This window comes from Bordetella holmesii (genome assembly GCF_020735985.1).
GTDB lineage: Bacteria > Pseudomonadota > Gammaproteobacteria > Burkholderiales > Burkholderiaceae_B > Bordetella > Bordetella holmesii.
The window spans coordinates 630,493-645,361 of record NZ_CP085973.1; the positions used below are offsets into that span (position 1 = coordinate 630,493).

At 64.1% G+C, this 14,869-nt stretch carries 11 protein-coding genes; 9 read left to right on the plus strand and 2 right to left on the minus strand.

Annotated features, from left to right (window positions below):
- Positions 1–363 precede the first annotated feature (363 nt).
- The gene (locus LK440_RS02925) at positions 364–1,584 is read right to left on the minus strand and encodes an ISL3 family transposase (RefSeq protein ID WP_005011985.1); all 1,221 of its coding nucleotides are present in this window, start codon (positions 1,582–1,584) and stop codon (positions 364–366) included.
- 374 nt (positions 1,585–1,958) lie between these two features.
- Here LK440_RS02925 and LK440_RS02930 point away from each other — a divergent pair, with 374 nt between their 5' ends.
- The 9 genes from LK440_RS02930 (at position 1,959) to LK440_RS02970 (ending at position 13,290) form a co-directional block, all read left to right on the plus strand.
- Positions 1,959–3,062 carry an MraY family glycosyltransferase gene (locus tag LK440_RS02930; RefSeq protein WP_005015474.1) on the plus strand — a complete coding sequence of 368 codons (1,104 nt, stop codon included), beginning with the start codon at positions 1,959–1,961 and terminating at the stop codon, positions 3,060–3,062.
- A gap of 99 nt (positions 3,063–3,161) precedes the next feature.
- Positions 3,162–4,436: a Vi polysaccharide biosynthesis UDP-N-acetylglucosamine C-6 dehydrogenase TviB gene (gene tviB / locus LK440_RS02935; protein WP_005015473.1), complete on the plus strand. Its 1,275-nt coding sequence runs from the start codon at positions 3,162–3,164 to the stop codon at positions 4,434–4,436.
- 26 nt (positions 4,437–4,462) lie between these two features.
- Positions 4,463–5,488 carry an SDR family oxidoreductase gene (locus LK440_RS02940; RefSeq protein ID WP_005015472.1) on the plus strand — a complete coding sequence of 342 codons (1,026 nt, stop codon included), beginning with the start codon at positions 4,463–4,465 and terminating at the stop codon, positions 5,486–5,488.
- Entirely contained in the window at positions 5,451–6,845 is a 1,395-nt protein-coding gene (gene murJ / locus LK440_RS02945; RefSeq protein ID WP_406564558.1) for a murein biosynthesis integral membrane protein MurJ, read from the plus strand. Before LK440_RS02940 ends, murJ begins: the two co-directional genes overlap by 38 nt.
- Positions 6,846–7,970 (plus strand): glycosyltransferase family 4 protein, encoded by a 1,125-nt coding sequence (locus LK440_RS02950; RefSeq protein WP_005015471.1) that lies wholly within the window; start codon positions 6,846–6,848, stop codon positions 7,968–7,970.
- 14 nt (positions 7,971–7,984) lie between these two features.
- Positions 7,985–9,904, plus strand: a complete 1,920-nt coding sequence (asnB, locus tag LK440_RS02955) for an asparagine synthase (glutamine-hydrolyzing) (RefSeq protein ID WP_005015470.1) — start codon at positions 7,985–7,987, stop codon at positions 9,902–9,904.
- Positions 9,901–11,001, plus strand: coding sequence for a glycosyltransferase family 4 protein (locus LK440_RS02960; protein ID WP_025341204.1), 1,101 nt, complete (start codon positions 9,901–9,903; stop codon positions 10,999–11,001). Before asnB ends, LK440_RS02960 begins: the two co-directional genes overlap by 4 nt.
- Complete coding sequence (locus tag LK440_RS02965; protein WP_005015468.1) at positions 10,973–12,142, plus strand: glycosyltransferase family 4 protein; 1,170 nt, start codon at positions 10,973–10,975, stop codon at positions 12,140–12,142. The genes LK440_RS02960 and LK440_RS02965 overlap by 29 nt, the downstream gene beginning before the upstream one ends.
- Complete coding sequence (locus LK440_RS02970) at positions 12,142–13,290, plus strand: glycosyltransferase family 4 protein (RefSeq protein WP_005015466.1); 1,149 nt, start codon at positions 12,142–12,144, stop codon at positions 13,288–13,290. The genes LK440_RS02965 and LK440_RS02970 overlap by 1 nt, the downstream gene beginning before the upstream one ends.
- Here LK440_RS02970 and pgi read toward each other — a convergent pair.
- Entirely contained in the window at positions 13,287–14,864 is a 1,578-nt protein-coding gene (pgi, locus tag LK440_RS02975) for a glucose-6-phosphate isomerase (protein ID WP_005015464.1), read from the minus strand. The two genes, LK440_RS02970 and pgi, sit on opposite strands and share 4 nt — an antisense overlap.
- Positions 14,865–14,869 lie beyond the last annotated feature (5 nt).

The following is a 14,869-nucleotide window of genomic DNA, read 5'->3' on the forward strand; positions in this document are numbered from 1 at the left end:
CCCTTCCACGGCAGGCCGTAAAAATGGGGTCGTACCACGGCGTGTGGTTGCAAACCCTTGTCAGGCCTCAGCTTTCCGGTGTGTTGCGGCGAGAATCCGACAATTGCACGTCGTGAAAGCAGATTCCGAAAAAAATCTTGCAACGCACAAAAGAATCCTCTACTATTCATTTAACGGATGCCGAAACGCAACGGTGCAAGCACCAAGCGAAGCGGTCCTAGGTAGAGCAAAGAGGCAGTGGTTTTTCCCCTCCCGCGCTCCCTGGATCGTCTGGGTTACCCAGGCATGCCACGGTTGTCTCCTCCACCCTCCTCCTTTGGTGGATTTAGCCCGAGATCGTTAGATCTCGGGCTTTTTTTTGGTTCATCGAGGAATACCGGGGAATGCAGACCGGATCTTGAGGAAGAAGTACTCCTGATCGCGGTAGCCGTAGGCGCGGCGCTTGATGACTTTGATGGTGTTGTTGATGCCCTCGACGATGCTGGTGTTGAGCCGGTGGCGACAGCGAGACAGAATCCCGTGCAGATAGGCTTTTAGCTTGAGCGCGAAGTGAGCCAAGGCGGCGATGCCGCTGCCCTGAGCCTGTTGCAGCCAGTGATCCCATGCCTGGCGGGCGTAGCCGGGGTGTTGGTAGAACCACAGCTGTTTGAGCTCATCGCGCATCAGATAAGCGGTGAGCAAGGGCTGGTTGGCCTGGAGCAACTCGTCCAACTTTACCGATTGGCACGGATCGAGGTTTTTGCGATTGCGCAGCAGTAGCCAGCGACTGGACTTGATCACCCGGCGGGCCGGCTTGTCGTGCCGCAACTGGTTCGCTTGGTCTACACGCACCCGGTCTATCACTTCACGGCCGTACTTGGCCACGACGTGGAACAGGTCGTAGACGATCTCGGCGTTGGGGCAGTTGGCCTGGATCTCCAGCTCATAGGCCGTCGTCATGTCGATCGCTACGGCCCGGATCTGCTGGGCAACCCCAGTTGGCAGTTGTTCGAAGAAGGCTCTGGCCGTCTCGCGCGAGCGGCCATCACCGATCCATAGCACCTGACGGCGGATCGGATCGACAACGACCGTGGCATAACGATGGCCCTTGTGTAGAGCGAACTCGTCCATCGCTAGGTAGTGGATCTGGCTCCAGTCCGGCTCTTGGATCGCCCGTCGCAGCAGGGCCTTGTCCAGCGCCTTGACCGTGTGCCAACCCAGTTGGAAGAAGCGCGCCACGGCCAGAATGTTGCTGGACTCAAGCAACTGGCTGACCGCCTCGGCCAGCCGGTCGGTCACTCGCTGGTAACGGCCCAGCCAGCTCAGCCTCTCCAGATGCGGTCCACCGCACTGCTCGCACCAGACCCGCCGACGCGGCACTACCAGCGTCACTCGCAGCGCCATTAGCGGCAGATCCCGCACCCGGCGCGTGGTCGTCTCATGCACCTGCCGACATCGGTTGCCGCAGTGCTCGCAGTGCATCGTTCGCGCTGAAGGCTTCAGGTAAATCGTGACCGTCCGGCTCTCACCTTCAGGCCACACGACCCGCTCCACCCGATAACCTTCCCACCCACCCAACCTCTCGATCGTCTTGCGGTCCAGCATGATCCCGGCCTTGATCCTTGAAAAATCAAGGATCAAGCGTAACGGCAATCAAGCACGGCTCCACGCTATTCCGCGATGAACCTTTTTTTTGTCCGAAATCGGCGGCAGCGCATGTAACCTTCGCGCCGCGGGTTTGTTAAAAAATGGGACAATCATCTAGGTGTTTTCCCTGGAATTTCTCGGCGCACCCCTCAGGAAAGCTCTACAATCGTTTTGTATCGGACATATCTTCGGCCGATAGGGTGGTGCCCTGTGACCCAGGCGTTACTTTCTGTACTTGCGACTTGCACTTGAATATCTCTCCCATATATGGGCGTTACACCTGCCGCACATAATGGCGGACCTGTTTCGATAGACCAACCAAAGGTGATCATGTGACCTGGCTGTATATCTGCGTGGTCGCGTTCATGGTGGGGGGACTCATCGTCGCGTCGGAGCGTTGGCATGGCGCCTTCACTGGCGACAGCGACCTCAATAAACCCCAGGCATCCCATACGCGCGCCACACCCCGCGTAGGCGGTCTGGCCGTGCTGGCCGGCACGCTGGCGGGCTTGCTGGTGCTTGGCCCCAGCAATATGACCTTGACCTGGCTGTGGCCTGCGCTGTTTGTGGCGGCGATGCCTGTGTTCGTGGCCGGCCTGCTGGAAGACATCACCAAGGACATCGGCGCGAGCAAGCGCCTGTTTGCGGCGTTTGCCTCGGCGGCCATCGCGTGGTGGCTGCTCGGCGGCGTCTCGCGCGTGGGCATCGCTCCGGTGGACTGGGTGCTCTCGTTCTGGCCTGTGTCGCTGCTCTTTACCGTGTTCGCTGTTGGCGGCTGCACGCACGCGCTCAATATCGTCGACGGCATGAATGGGCTGGCCGGGATGATCGCCACGTTGATGGCGGTGTCCATCAGTCTGGTCGCGCTGCAGGTCGGCGATATGCCCATCTTCATGATTTCGGCGGCGCTGGCCTCGGCCACGCTGGGGTTTTTAGTGTGGAACTTCCCCTTCGGGCGGGTCTTTCTGGGCGACGGCGGCGCGTACTTTCTCGGCTTCATGCTGGCTGAACTGGCGGTGCTGCTGGTGGTGCGCAATCCGTCGGTTTCGCCTTTTTATGCGCTGGCCGTGTTGTTTTACCCGGTGTTCGAAACCGGCTTTTCCATCTGGCGGCGCCGCTTCAAGCGCGGCGTGCCCGTGGATCAACCGGACGCCTTGCACCTGCATCAGCTGGTGTTCCGCCGCCTGGTGCGTGTGACCTTCAGTCGCCGCAGCTGGCATGCCGTGCCCGCGTTGTGCAATGCCCTGGCCTCGCCCTATATGTGGGTGCTGGCGCTGATCGGCCTGGTGCCCGCCACCATTTGGTGGGACAACGCATGGGCGTTGTGCGCCAGCCTGGTCGTTTTCGCCCTGGTCTATACCTGGTTCTATATGCGCCTGGTGTCCTGGCGCCGCCCGGGCTGGCTGTTGCTGCCCTCGGTGTTGCGCACCGACTGAAAATCTTGCGCCCGCCGCAACCGCGGCGGGCACGTCCAAACGACTTCCTGAAACTTTTATCGATGCCGTAGCCGTTGTACGGTAACTGGGAGATTTATCTTGCGTATTCAAGATGTGAAACTGGCCATCGTGGGCCTGGGCTATGTCGGTCTGCCGCTGGCGGTGGAGTTCGGCAAGAAGCGCTCCGTCGTCGGGTTTGACATCAACGCGCGCCGCATCGACGAGTTGCGCCGCGGCCATGACCACACGCTGGAAGTGGATGACAAGGAGCTGGCCGAAGCCAAGCACCTGAGCTATACGACCGACCGCGCCGAGCTGGGCCAGGCCAATGTCTTCATCGTGACCGTGCCCACGCCCATCGATGAGTACAAACAGCCGGACCTGACGCCGCTGGTCAAGGCAAGCGAAACCATCGGTGCGGTGCTCAAGCGCGGCGACATTGTGATTTACGAATCCACCGTCTACCCTGGCGCGACCGAGGAAGACTGCGTGCCGGTGCTCGAGCGCGTCTCGGGCTTGAAATTCAATGAGGATTTCTTTGCCGGCTACAGCCCCGAGCGCATCAACCCGGGCGACAAGGCGCATCGTGTCTCGACGATCAAGAAGGTGACTTCCGGCTCGACGGACGAAGTGGCCGAGCTGGTCGACCAGCTCTACAAGGAAATTATCGTCGCCGGCACGCACAAGGCCTCGAGCATCCGGGTGGCCGAAGCCGCCAAGGTCATCGAGAACACGCAGCGCGACGTCAACATTGCGCTGATCAATGAGCTGGCGCTGATCTTCAACAAGATGGGCATCGACACCGAGGCCGTGCTGCAGGCGGCGGGCACGAAGTGGAACTTCCTGCCGTTTCGCCCGGGCCTGGTGGGGGGGCATTGCATTGGCGTGGATCCCTACTACCTGACGCACAAGGCGCAATCCATCGGCTACCACCCGGAAATCATTCTGGCCGGCCGGCGCCTGAACGACTCGATGGGCGGCTACGTGGTGTCGCAGCTGGTCAAGTGCATGACGAAAAAGCGCTTGCACGTGCAGGGCGCGCGCGTGCTGGTGATGGGCCTGACCTTCAAGGAAAACTGCCCGGATCTGCGCAATACCCGCGTGGTCGACATCGTCAAGGAACTGGGCGAGTACAGCGTGGACGTGGATGTCTACGATCCGTGGGTCGACGCCGACGAGGCGCGGCATGAGTACGGCATCACGCCGGTGGCCCAGCCGGCCGAAGGCAGCTATGACGCCATCATCCTGGCGGTGTCGCACCAGCAGTTCGTGGACATGGGCGCCGAGGCCATCCGCAGGCTGGGCAAGCCCGAGCATGTGCTCTATGACCTGAAATACGTGCTGTCGGCCGAAGAGTCGGATCTGCGTCTGTAAGTTTTATCGCTGGAGGAACCGCCATAATGACCAACCGCTACGAAGTCGTCCGTGCCGAATTGCAAGCCCAGCCACGCAAGTGGCTGGTGACCGGTTGCGCCGGATTCATCGGCTCCAACCTGTTGGAAGCCTTGCTGAAACTGGACCAGACTGTGGTGGGTTTGGACAACTTTGCAACCGGCCACCAGCGCAACCTCGACGAGGTGCGAGGCCTGGTGACGCCGCAGCAATGGGCGCGCTTGACCTTCATCGAAGGCGATATCCGCGACCTGGACACCTGCCGCCGTGCTGTCGAAGGTGTGGACAACGTGCTGCACCAGGCGGCGCTGGGCTCGGTGCCCCGGTCGCTGAAGGATCCGATCACCAGTAACGCTGTCAATATCGACGGCTTCCTGAACATGCTCGTGGCCGCGCGCGATGCGGGAGTGGGCGCGTTTGTGTATGCCGCGTCCAGTTCCACCTATGGCGACCATCCGGCGTTGCCTAAGATGGAACCGAACATCGGTCGGCCCTTGTCGCCTTATGCCGTGACCAAGTTCGTCAACGAACTCTACGCCGATGTGTTCGCCCGTTCGTATGGGTTCGAGACCGTGGGTCTGCGCTACTTCAACGTTTTCGGTCGCCGCCAGGATCCCAATGGCGCTTATGCCGCCGTGATTCCCAAGTGGACGGCGGCGATGATCCAGGGCCAGACCGTCGTGATCAACGGTGACGGCCAGACCAGCCGCGACTTCTGCTATGTCGACAATGCGGTGCAGGCCAACATTCTGGCCGCGATGGCGCCCGCGCAGGGCCGCAATCAGGTCTATAACGTGGCCTTTGGCGGACGAACCACCCTGAATCAGCTCTTCGACTTCCTGAAGGAGTCGCTGGGCCGGCAGGGTGTGCGTTACGGAAAGTCGGCCGACCATGCGGAATTCCGTGCCGGCGACGTGCGGCACTCCCAAGCGGATATCTCCAAGGCAGGCGAACTGCTGGGTTATCAGCCCGCCTTCGATATCCTGCGTGGCCTGGATGCGGCCATGCCCTGGTACACGCAATTTCTGCGTTGATTTGAAAGCCCTACTGAGCAAACTCGGCAACATCCACCCGGACCAGCAGCGCATCTTCAGAGGCGCGTTCCGGGTAGCCGTCTTTCTTATCCTTGGCAAGGCTGCCGGCGCCATCAAGGAGATGGCGGTGGCTTATCGTTACGGCATCAGCGACGCCGTGGACGCCTACCAGTTCACGATGACGATGGCGACGTGGCTGCCAGTCACCATCGTGGGCGTGCTGTCCGTGGTGCTGATCCCCGTACTGGTGCGCCTGCGGCGCGAAGGCGGCGACGAGCGTAATGTCTTTGTCAGTGAGCTGCAGGGCTGGACCTTGCTGGCCGGGCTGGCGCTGGCCGGATTGACCTGGGCGGCCTGGCCGTACGTGCTTGCCTGGCTGGGGCCGGGGCTGCCCGCCGCCGTTTCTGCAATGACGCACGCGTTGCTGTGGGCGTTTGTACCCGTCAGCGCCATTTTGCTTATTGCCGGCATCAGCGCGGCGCGCCTGCGTTCGCACGAGCGCCATGTCAACACCTTGCTCGACAGCGTCCCGGCCGTCACTACCCTGGGCTGGGTCATGCTGGCTGGCGCCGGCGGCGATCAGATCGGGCCTTTGCTGTGGGGTACGCTGGTCGGCTATGTGATCCAGGCGGTGTGGTTGGCCTGGCTGGCCGCGCGTGCCGACCAGGGTTTCTGGGGGGCGCCGCGGCTGAGCCTGCAGTCGCCGCACTGGCCTGAACTCATGAGCGCGGCCGGCGTGATGCTCATCGGCCAGGTGGCCATGAGCTTCGTCAATCCACTGGATCAATACGCCGCTGCCAATCTGGGCGGCAATGCCAACGCCACGCTGGGCTACGCCAGCCGACTCTTGTCGCTGGTGCTGGGCATCGGCGCGGTCTCGGTGGGCCGTGCGGCTTTACCCGTACTGGCCGACGTGCAGCATCGCGGCGATGTGCAGCGCGCGCGCAGTATGGCGCTGAAATGGTCTTGGATGATGGTGGGCGCGGGTATCGCCGCGGTGGCTGTCGGCTGGACGCTGGCGCCCTGGGGGGTCGCTGTGCTGTTCGAGCGGGGGGCATTCACCGCTCAGAATACGGAGGCTGTGGCCAGCGTGCTGCGCTGGGGCCTGCTGCAACTGCCATTTTATTTTGGCGTGCTGATTCTCGTGCAGTTGTTGGCCAGCCAGAACCGCTATCGGATCATGTCGTTGATCGCGGTGGCCAACTTCCTGCTCAAGGCAGTGCTCAATGCGGTGCTCGCGCCGCGCATGGGGACCGAGGGCATCATGCTGGCAACCAGCCTGATGTATTTTCTGTCCTTTGTCTGTTATACGGTCGCGGCCATGCGGCCGGCCGAAGACCCCGAGGAGAGCGCCTAGATGCCCGGCCCCCGTACGCTGATCTTCATCCACTCTCTGCACGGCGGCGGCGCCGAGCGCGTGGCGGTAGACCTGGCCGGACATTGGGCTGCTGCCGGGCGCGAGGTGATGATACTGACGCAGGCCGAAGGCGATGCCTATCCGGTGCCGGCTGGCGTGCACCGCCGTGTGCTGGGCACCGACGGGCAAGGCGGCGACGGGCTGCGCGGCATTCTGGACAATCTGCGCCGTGTGCGCGCGCTACGCGCCGTCATCCGCGAGTTCAAGCCCGACATCGTGCTGGGCATGATGACGACGTCTTCCATTCTGGCTGTGCTGGCCGCTTGGGGGCTGCCGGTCAAGGTCATCGCCACCGAGCACACCCATCCGCCGTCTCAGCAGCTCTCGGGAATGTGGCAGCGCTTGCGCCGGCTGACCTACCCGCGGGCGGCGCGCGTGGTGGCGCTGACGGGCGGAACGGCCCAGTGGATCGATCGCCACGTGCCGGGCTCCCGGTTGGCGGTCATTCCCAACCCGGTGCACTGGCCGCTGCCGCGCAGCGAGCCTCGCCTGGCACCTCCCGCAGCCCCTGGCCGGCATTATCTGTTGGCCGTCGGCCGGTTGCATCCGGATAAGGGATTCGATGTGCTGGTCGAGGCCTTCGCCAGTCTTGCCGGCCGCTTCACCGACTGGGATCTGCTTATTCTGGGCGAGGGCGATGAGCGCGCCAGCTTGACCCAGCAGGTCCAGGCCGCTGGCCTGGACGGGCGGGTCCACATGCCCGGGCGTGGCGGCAACGTCGCTGACTGGTATGAGGCCGCCGACCTCTATGTGTTGAGCTCGCGATTCGAGGGCCTGTCGAACACCCTGCTCGAGGCCATGGCCAGCGGGCTGGCGCCGGTGAGCTTTGATTGCGATACTGGCCCCCGGGAAATCATTCGCGAAGGCGTCGATGGGGTGCTCGTGCGGCCCGCCGGCCAGGCGGCGGCGTTGGCCCAAGCGCTGGCTGCCGTAATGAGCGATCCTCCTTTGCGCGCCCGTCTTGGCGCCGAAGCCGTTTCCGTTCGCGAGCGTTTCTCGGCGCGCCACGTACTGAGCCTGTGGCAAAAACTTTTTGACGACGCCCTCGGGCGTTCTTCGACCTAGAGAACAGAGAAAACATGTGCGGAATCGTCGGTCTTTGGGGACCTCTTGAAGGCAAGGCGCAGATCCTGGCGGAAAGCTGCCATCGCATCCGCGAGCGTGGCCCTGACAGCAAGGGTTTCTGGGGAGATCCCCAGGCGGGCGTGGCGTTCGGCCATGTGCGCCTGGTCATCCAGGACCTGACCGAGGCGGGCCACCAGCCCATGGTCTCGGCCTGCGGGCGGTATGTCCTCACCTTCAATGGCGAGGTCTACAACCACATGGAGATGCGCGCAGAGCTGGAGCGAGCCGGCCATGCGCCCGCCTGGCGCGGGCACTCCGATACCGAAACGATTCTGGCGTACGCGGCCACGTTTGGCGTACAGGATATGTTGCGCGCCGCCGTGGGCATGTGGGCGATAGCACTGTGGGACCGCGAGACGCGCACGCTGACCCTCGCGCGAGATCGCATGGGGGAAAAACCCCTCTATTACGGCTACGTCGGCGCGACCCTGGTGTTTTCCTCTCAGCTCAAGGGCCTGTCGCCGGTGCCGGGCTTTGGACGCCAGATAGACCGCAATGCGCTGGCCTCGTTCATGCGGCACAACTATGTGCCGGCGCCCCAGTCCATCTACGAAGGCATCCGCAAGTTGCCCGCGGCCAGCCTGGTTGAAATCACCGAGGCGCAGATGGGCAGGCGCGAGATGCCCGCCCCGCAGACTTATTGGTCCGCCATGGCGGTGGCCGATGCCGGACAGCGTCTGCCGCGCCTGTTCGCCAACGATAACGAAGCCACCGACGCGTTGCAGGATGTGCTCATGCAGGCCGTGCGCGGCCAGATGCTCTCGGACGTGAGCCTGGGTGCATTCTTGTCGGGAGGCATCGATTCGTCGACGATTGCCGCGCTCATGCAGAGCCAGAGCAACGTGCCCGTGCGCACATTTGCCATTGGCTTTCACGAAAAAGAATACGACGAGGCTCCCTACGCCAAAGCCGTGGCCACCCATCTGGGCACTGATCATTCCGAGCTTTATGTCAGTGCCCAGGACGCGCTCGATGTGGTGCCAGGCCTGGCCGACATCTATGACGAGCCCTTTGCCGACTCCTCGCAGATCCCCACGGCACTGGTCACGCGCATGGCGCGCCAGCACGTCACTGTGGCGCTCTCGGGCGACGGCGGCGACGAGCTCTTTGGCGGCTATTCGCGTTATCCGCGCGTGGCCAACTGGTGGGAAAAATGCGCGCGCATGCCGGCGCCCTTGCGCCATATGGTAGGGGGCTTGATGCGCGCGTCGGCCGGCCTGCCGGGAGGGGGCGCATGGCGCGGCAAAGTTGGCAAGATGGGCGATCTGCTGCGCGCCGACTCTGAAGGCGAGTTCTATCGCCTGTTCGTTTCGTATTGGTCCGATCCTGCGCGAGTGGTCAAAGGTGCCACCGAGCCGGCGTCGCCGTTCGAGGCGCCGTTGGCCGGCCCCTTGTACGAGGCCATGATGAAGCTGGATACCATCACGTATCTGCCCGACGACATCCTGGTCAAGGTGGACCGCGCTGCCATGGCCGTGAGCCTGGAGACCCGGGTGCCGCTTATCGACCATCGTGTCTACGAGTTTGCCTGGAGCCTGCCATTCGATTACAAGGTGCGCGGCGGCACGGGGAAGTGGCTGCTGCGGCAGGTGTTGCACCGCCATGTGCCACAAAGTCTGGTCGAGCGGCCCAAACGCGGCTTTGCCGTGCCGTTGGCCGCCTGGCTGCGCGGGCCCTTGCGCGATTGGGCCGAATCCCTGCTCGACCCTGTACGCCTGCGCCAGGAAGGCTGGTTTGAACCTGAGCCGATTCTGCGCAAATGGCGCGAGCATCTGAGCGGCCATCGCAAATGGGACAGCCATCTATGGGGCGTGCTGATGATGCAAGCCTGGCTCGATCGTTACCACCGTAATGGGTCGGACGGCGAGCGATGAAGATTGTGCTGGCGGTCAGCTCCATGAATGCCGGCGGCGCCGAGCGCGTGGCAGCGACGCTGGCCAACGCCTGGGCGCAGCGCGGCGACGCGGTTACCTTGCTGCCGACTTATTCGGGGGGCGGTGATTGCTTTTATCCGCTGGCCTCCGACGTCGAACTGGTATGGCTGGCTAAGGCCGTGCCCGCCCGCGGCGCGCTGGCGCCGCTCAAGCGACTGCTCGGTTTGCGGCGCCTGATCCGCGAGCGCCGCCCCGATGTCGTCGTCTCTTTCCTGACCAACGTGAATGTGGGCGCCATCCTGGCCACGCGAGGGTTGCGCCAGCCGCTTATCGTCTGCGAGCGCACTAACCCCGTGGTCGATACCACGACGGGCAAGACCTGGCGCCGCCTGCGGCGCTGGCTGTATCCACGCGCCGATGTTGTCACCGTCCAGGCGGAAGACACGGTTGCGCCGTTTGCTGCCCAGGTGCCTGGCATACGCCATATGGCAGTCATTCCGAACCCGCTACCCGCTGAACTGCTGCAGGTGCCACTCGCCAGGCTCGAGGCGGATGCGCAAGGACGCCGCCGCCTCATGGCCATGGGCCGCCTGGTGCCGGACAAACAGTTTGGCATGCTGATCGACCTGTTTGCGGGGCTCGCGGAGGCGCACCCCGACTGGGATCTCTGGATCTGGGGGGATGGCCCGCTACGTGAGCGACTCGAAGCCCAGGTCGCGGGCCTTGGCATGCAGAGTCGAATCCAACTGCCCGGGCGGACCAATCAGCCCTGGCAGGCCTTGGACCAATCCAGCGCTTTCGTGCTCAGCTCTGCCGTGGAGGGGTTTCCCAATGTCTTGCTCGAAGCCATGGCCAAAGGCCTGCCGTGCGCGGCGTTCGATTGCCCGAGCGGGCCGCGCGAGATGACCCGCGACGGGGCGGATGCCTTGCTGGTGCGAGAGCCGGCCGTTATGCGCGATGCGCTGGTCCGGCTCATGAGCGACGCCGTGTTGCGCGCTGAACTGGGGCAGCGCGCCGCAGACTCGGTGCGCGAGCGCTACGCGTTGCCGGTCGTGCTGGCGCAATGGGATGAACTCTTCGCGCTTGCGCGCAAGTGAGGCCAGCATGCGTATCGCTCACATCATTACGGGCCTGGGGCAGGGCGGGGCCGAATCGGTGCTCTACCGTCTGGCAAGCTACACCGATACCAGCACCCGGCATGTCGTCATTTCGCTCACCGACGAGGGGGTGTACGGGGCGCGCCTGCGCGCAGCCGGCATCACCGTGCACGCCCTGGGTATGCCACGCGGCCGCGTGACGCTGTCCGGCGTGCTGGCCTTGCGCCGCCTCTTGCTTGCCGAGGCCCCGGACGCGGTGCAGACCTGGATGTACCACGCCGACCTCATCGGCGGCCTGGCCGCTCGGCTGTCGGGTATCAAGGCCGTGGCCTGGGGGATACGCAACTCGGGCAATCATCTCGATCGCAGCAGCCGCTCGGCGCGACTGGTGTTGCGTGCTTGCGCGGCATTGTCGGGCTGGATCCCGCGTGCCATCGTATGCGCGGCGCAGGATGCGGCGCAGCGTCATCAGGCGCTGGGTTACCGCGCCCAGAACATGGTGGTCATCCCCAACGGCTATGACTTGTCGCGTTATGCCCCGGATCCTGACGCCGGCGCTCGCCTGCGTACCCTTTGGGGATTGAGCGCTCAGACGCCGCTGATCGGCTGCGTGGCGCGGTGGGACCCCCTGAAGGACCACCGTAATCTGCTCGCGGCGCTGAGTGGACTCGTGCACCAGGGGCAAGACCTCAAATGCGTGTTGGTCGGGCGTGGAATGACCCCGGGCAACAGCGCCCTGGTGGCCATGATCGAAGCCCAGGGCCTCGAAGGCCGTGTGCTGTTGACCGGACCCAGCGATGATGTCGCCACTGTCATGAACAGTCTCGACCTTCATGTGTTGTCCAGTTGCGCCGAAGGATTCCCCAATGTCGTGGCCGAAGCCATGGCCTGCGGCACCCCTTGCGTGCTGACCGATGTGGGCGATGCGGCCCACATCGTTGGCGACACCGGGGTGGTCGTGCCTGCGGAGCAGCCCGAAGCGCTGGCCCGCGGTATCGCTCAAGCGCTGGAGGATGTGGCCCGGCGCGGGCGTACGGTGGTGGGCGGCGCGGCGCGTGAGCGGGTATTGGCGCTGTTTGACCTCGGCCGCATGGTGCAGGCCTATGAAACGGTGTGGCGACGCATCGCTGGAGAACGCTGATGGCGGTTCTCTCCCGACGTCTGATGTTCGTAGTGAACAATCCGGCCTTCTTCCTCTCGCATCGCGCCACGCTGGCCGAGGCGGCACTGGCTGCGGGGTACGAGGTCCATGTGGCCACCATGGATGACCCCTCCGTGCCGCGGATTCAGGCCATGGGTATCACCCATCACGTCATTCCCATGAGCCGCAGCGGCAAGAACCCTGTGCAGGAGCTCAAGACGCTGTGGGCCTTGTACCGCCTGTTCAAGGCGGCGCGTCCGGACCTGGTGCATCTGGTGACGATCAAACCGGTGCTGTATGGCGGCATCGCCGCGCGCCTGGCCAGGGTGCCAGCCATGGTGGCCGCGATTTCAGGCCTGGGGTATGTCTTCGTGGCCGAGGGCGCGCGCGCCCGTCTGGTGCGCAGCGTCGTACGTGGGTTTTACCGGCTGGCGTTGGGCCATCCCGACAGCCGCGTGATTTTCCAGAACACCAATGACCGTGATGTCTTGCGCAACTTGGGCGTGGTCCGTCCGGCTCAGATGGAGTTGATCCGCGGTTCGGGTGTGGACCTGGCGCAATACCGCTTCCAGCCCGAGCCGCCCGAGCCGCCCGTCGTGGTGTTGATGGTGGCGCGGTTGCTGCGCGACAAAGGCGTGCGCGAGTTTGTCGAGGCGGCCGCCTTGCTGCGGCAACAGGGATTGAATGTGCGCATGCGCCTGGCGGGCGATATCGATCCGGGCAACCCGGCGTCCATCAGCGCCGAAGAGGTGCAGGCCTGGAGCCGCGGCGGTTTGGTCGAACTCCTGGGTGAACGGAAGGACGTGGCCGAGCTCTACGCAGCCGCCCATATCGCCGTTTTGCCTTCTTATCGCGAGGGGCTGTCCAAATCATTGATTGAAGCGGCAGCTTGCGGGCGCGCCGTGGTGACCACGGACGTGCCAGGCTGCCGCGACGCGATCGATCCGGATGAAACCGGCCTGCTGGTGCCGGCGCGGGATGCGACCGCATTGGCCGCAGCGTTGGCGCGTCTGGTCATGGATGCGGCCCAACGCCAGCAGTTGGGCCGCGCCGGCAGGGCCTTGGCCGAGAGAGAGTTCTCGATCGAAGACGTCTGCAATCGGCATCTGGCCATTTATGCCAGTCTGTTGGTGGCCGCGCGTCGTTAAGCGCCGGAGTGGGTGCGAGACAGCACTTCGATCCAGTGCCGCGTCGAGGGGTCTTCCAGTTTGGGTGCGTGCCCGGGCTGGCCGAGTTCGTCGATGATGCGGCGTGCAAGGGCTTTGCCGAACTCCACCCCCCACTGGTCAAAAGGGTTGATCCCCCAGAGGACGCCTTGCGTGAAGACTTTGTGCTCATAGAGCGCCAGCAGGGCTCCCATGGTGCGTGCGGTCAGGCGCGGCAGCACGATGAGCGTGGACGGGCGGCGGCCCGGATGAATGCGATGCTGCGCCAGTACGCGTGCCTCTTGCGGATCATTGGTCAAAGCGCTGCATTCGACCAGCGCTTCATCAAAGGATTTGCCGCGCAACAGCGCCGCACGTTGCGCCAGACAGTTGGCGATGAGCAGACGATGATGCTCTTCGTAGCGGTGGTCCGGGCGCTCACAGAAGATGAAGTCCACCGGTGCGCCGGCCGTGTCCTGATGTAGCCACTGGAAGAAGGTGTGCTGGCAATCGGTGCCCGTCATCCCCCAGACTACGGGGCCCGTGGGCACGCCAGCCGGGCTGCCGTCGCGAGTGGCCACTTTGCCCAGCGACTCCATCTCGAGCTGCTGGGCCCAGGGCACCAGGTGCGTCAGGCGCGAGTCGTACGGCGCCATGGCCAGGGTTTCAAAACCCATCACACTGCGGTTGGCCATGCCGGCCAGCGCCATCTGTACCGGTGCATTTACCGCCAGAGGCGTGCGCAGAAAGTGCTCGTCCATGTCGGCCGCGCCGGCCAGAAGCTGATCGAAGGTGTCGCAACCCAGCGCCAGCGAGATGGGCAACGCGCCGATGGCTGACCACAAGGAATAACGTCCGCCTACCCAGTCCCAGAACTGGAAGATGTGTTCGGGTGCAATGCCGAAGTCGCGCGCAGCCTGGACATTGGCGGTGATGGCCACGACCTGCTTGAGCGGATCGGCCACGCCGGCGTCTTCGAGCCAATGGATCGCGACCTGTGCATTGGCCAGCGGTTCGGTCGTCGTGAAGGACTTCGATGCAATGATGATCAACGTGCTGTGGGGATCGAGCTGATGCATCGAATCCGCCACGGCATGCGAATCCACATTCGATGCGAAGCGGACTTCGCGGTCTATGCCTTGGTGACGCAGGGCACGCAGAATCATGCGCGGCCCCCAGTCGCTGCCGCCGATGCCCAGGTGCAGCACGTACTTGTAGTCGCCATTGGCGTTGGCTGCCGCGACGAAGTCGCGCACCCGTTGACGTTCGGTCAGGATGGCCTGAGCCACGCTGGCCGGAGGTTGCGCCGCGCGCAGTGCCGTATGCCAGGCCGGACGATGCTCGGTCCAGTTCGCCTCGCCCCCGTCGAAGAGCTGCTGGATGGCCCGTGTCAGGCCTTGCTGCTCGCATAGCGCCAGCGCGGCGGCGTCGAGTGAGGCAGAGTAGGCCTGGGCGGTGAGGTCGACGGACAGGCCGGCGGCCTCGAGCACCCGCAGATGGTCGCCGCGGTGCGACGCCTCGTGCACGGCTTGCGCATAAGATCGCCAGGCAGGGCTCGAAGAAAGAGACGCGGTCATGGTGG

What these genes read in the sequence shown, in the direction of transcription:
- LK440_RS02970 (WP_005015466.1), top strand. Translation starts at nt 12,142, where the DNA reads ATGGCGGTTCTCTCCCGACGTCTGATGTTCGTAGTGAACAATCCGGCC.
- LK440_RS02960 (WP_025341204.1), top strand. Translation starts at nt 9,901, where the DNA reads ATGAAGATTGTGCTGGCGGTCAGCTCCATGAATGCCGGCGGCGCCGAG.
- LK440_RS02950 (WP_005015471.1), top strand. Translation starts at nt 6,846, where the DNA reads ATGCCCGGCCCCCGTACGCTGATCTTCATCCACTCTCTGCACGGCGGC.
- LK440_RS02940 (WP_005015472.1), top strand. Translation starts at nt 4,463, where the DNA reads ATGACCAACCGCTACGAAGTCGTCCGTGCCGAATTGCAAGCCCAGCCA.
- LK440_RS02925 (WP_005011985.1), bottom strand. Translation starts at nt 1,584, where the DNA reads ATGCTGGACCGCAAGACGATCGAGAGGTTGGGTGGGTGGGAAGGTTAT.
- asnB (WP_005015470.1), top strand. Translation starts at nt 7,985, where the DNA reads ATGTGCGGAATCGTCGGTCTTTGGGGACCTCTTGAAGGCAAGGCGCAG.
- pgi (WP_005015464.1), bottom strand. Translation starts at nt 14,864, where the DNA reads ATGACCGCGTCTCTTTCTTCGAGCCCTGCCTGGCGATCTTATGCGCAA.
- LK440_RS02965 (WP_005015468.1), top strand. Translation starts at nt 10,973, where the DNA reads ATGAACTCTTCGCGCTTGCGCGCAAGTGAGGCCAGCATGCGTATCGCT.
- murJ (WP_406564558.1), top strand. Translation starts at nt 5,451, where the DNA reads ATGCGGCCATGCCCTGGTACACGCAATTTCTGCGTTGATTTGAAAGCC.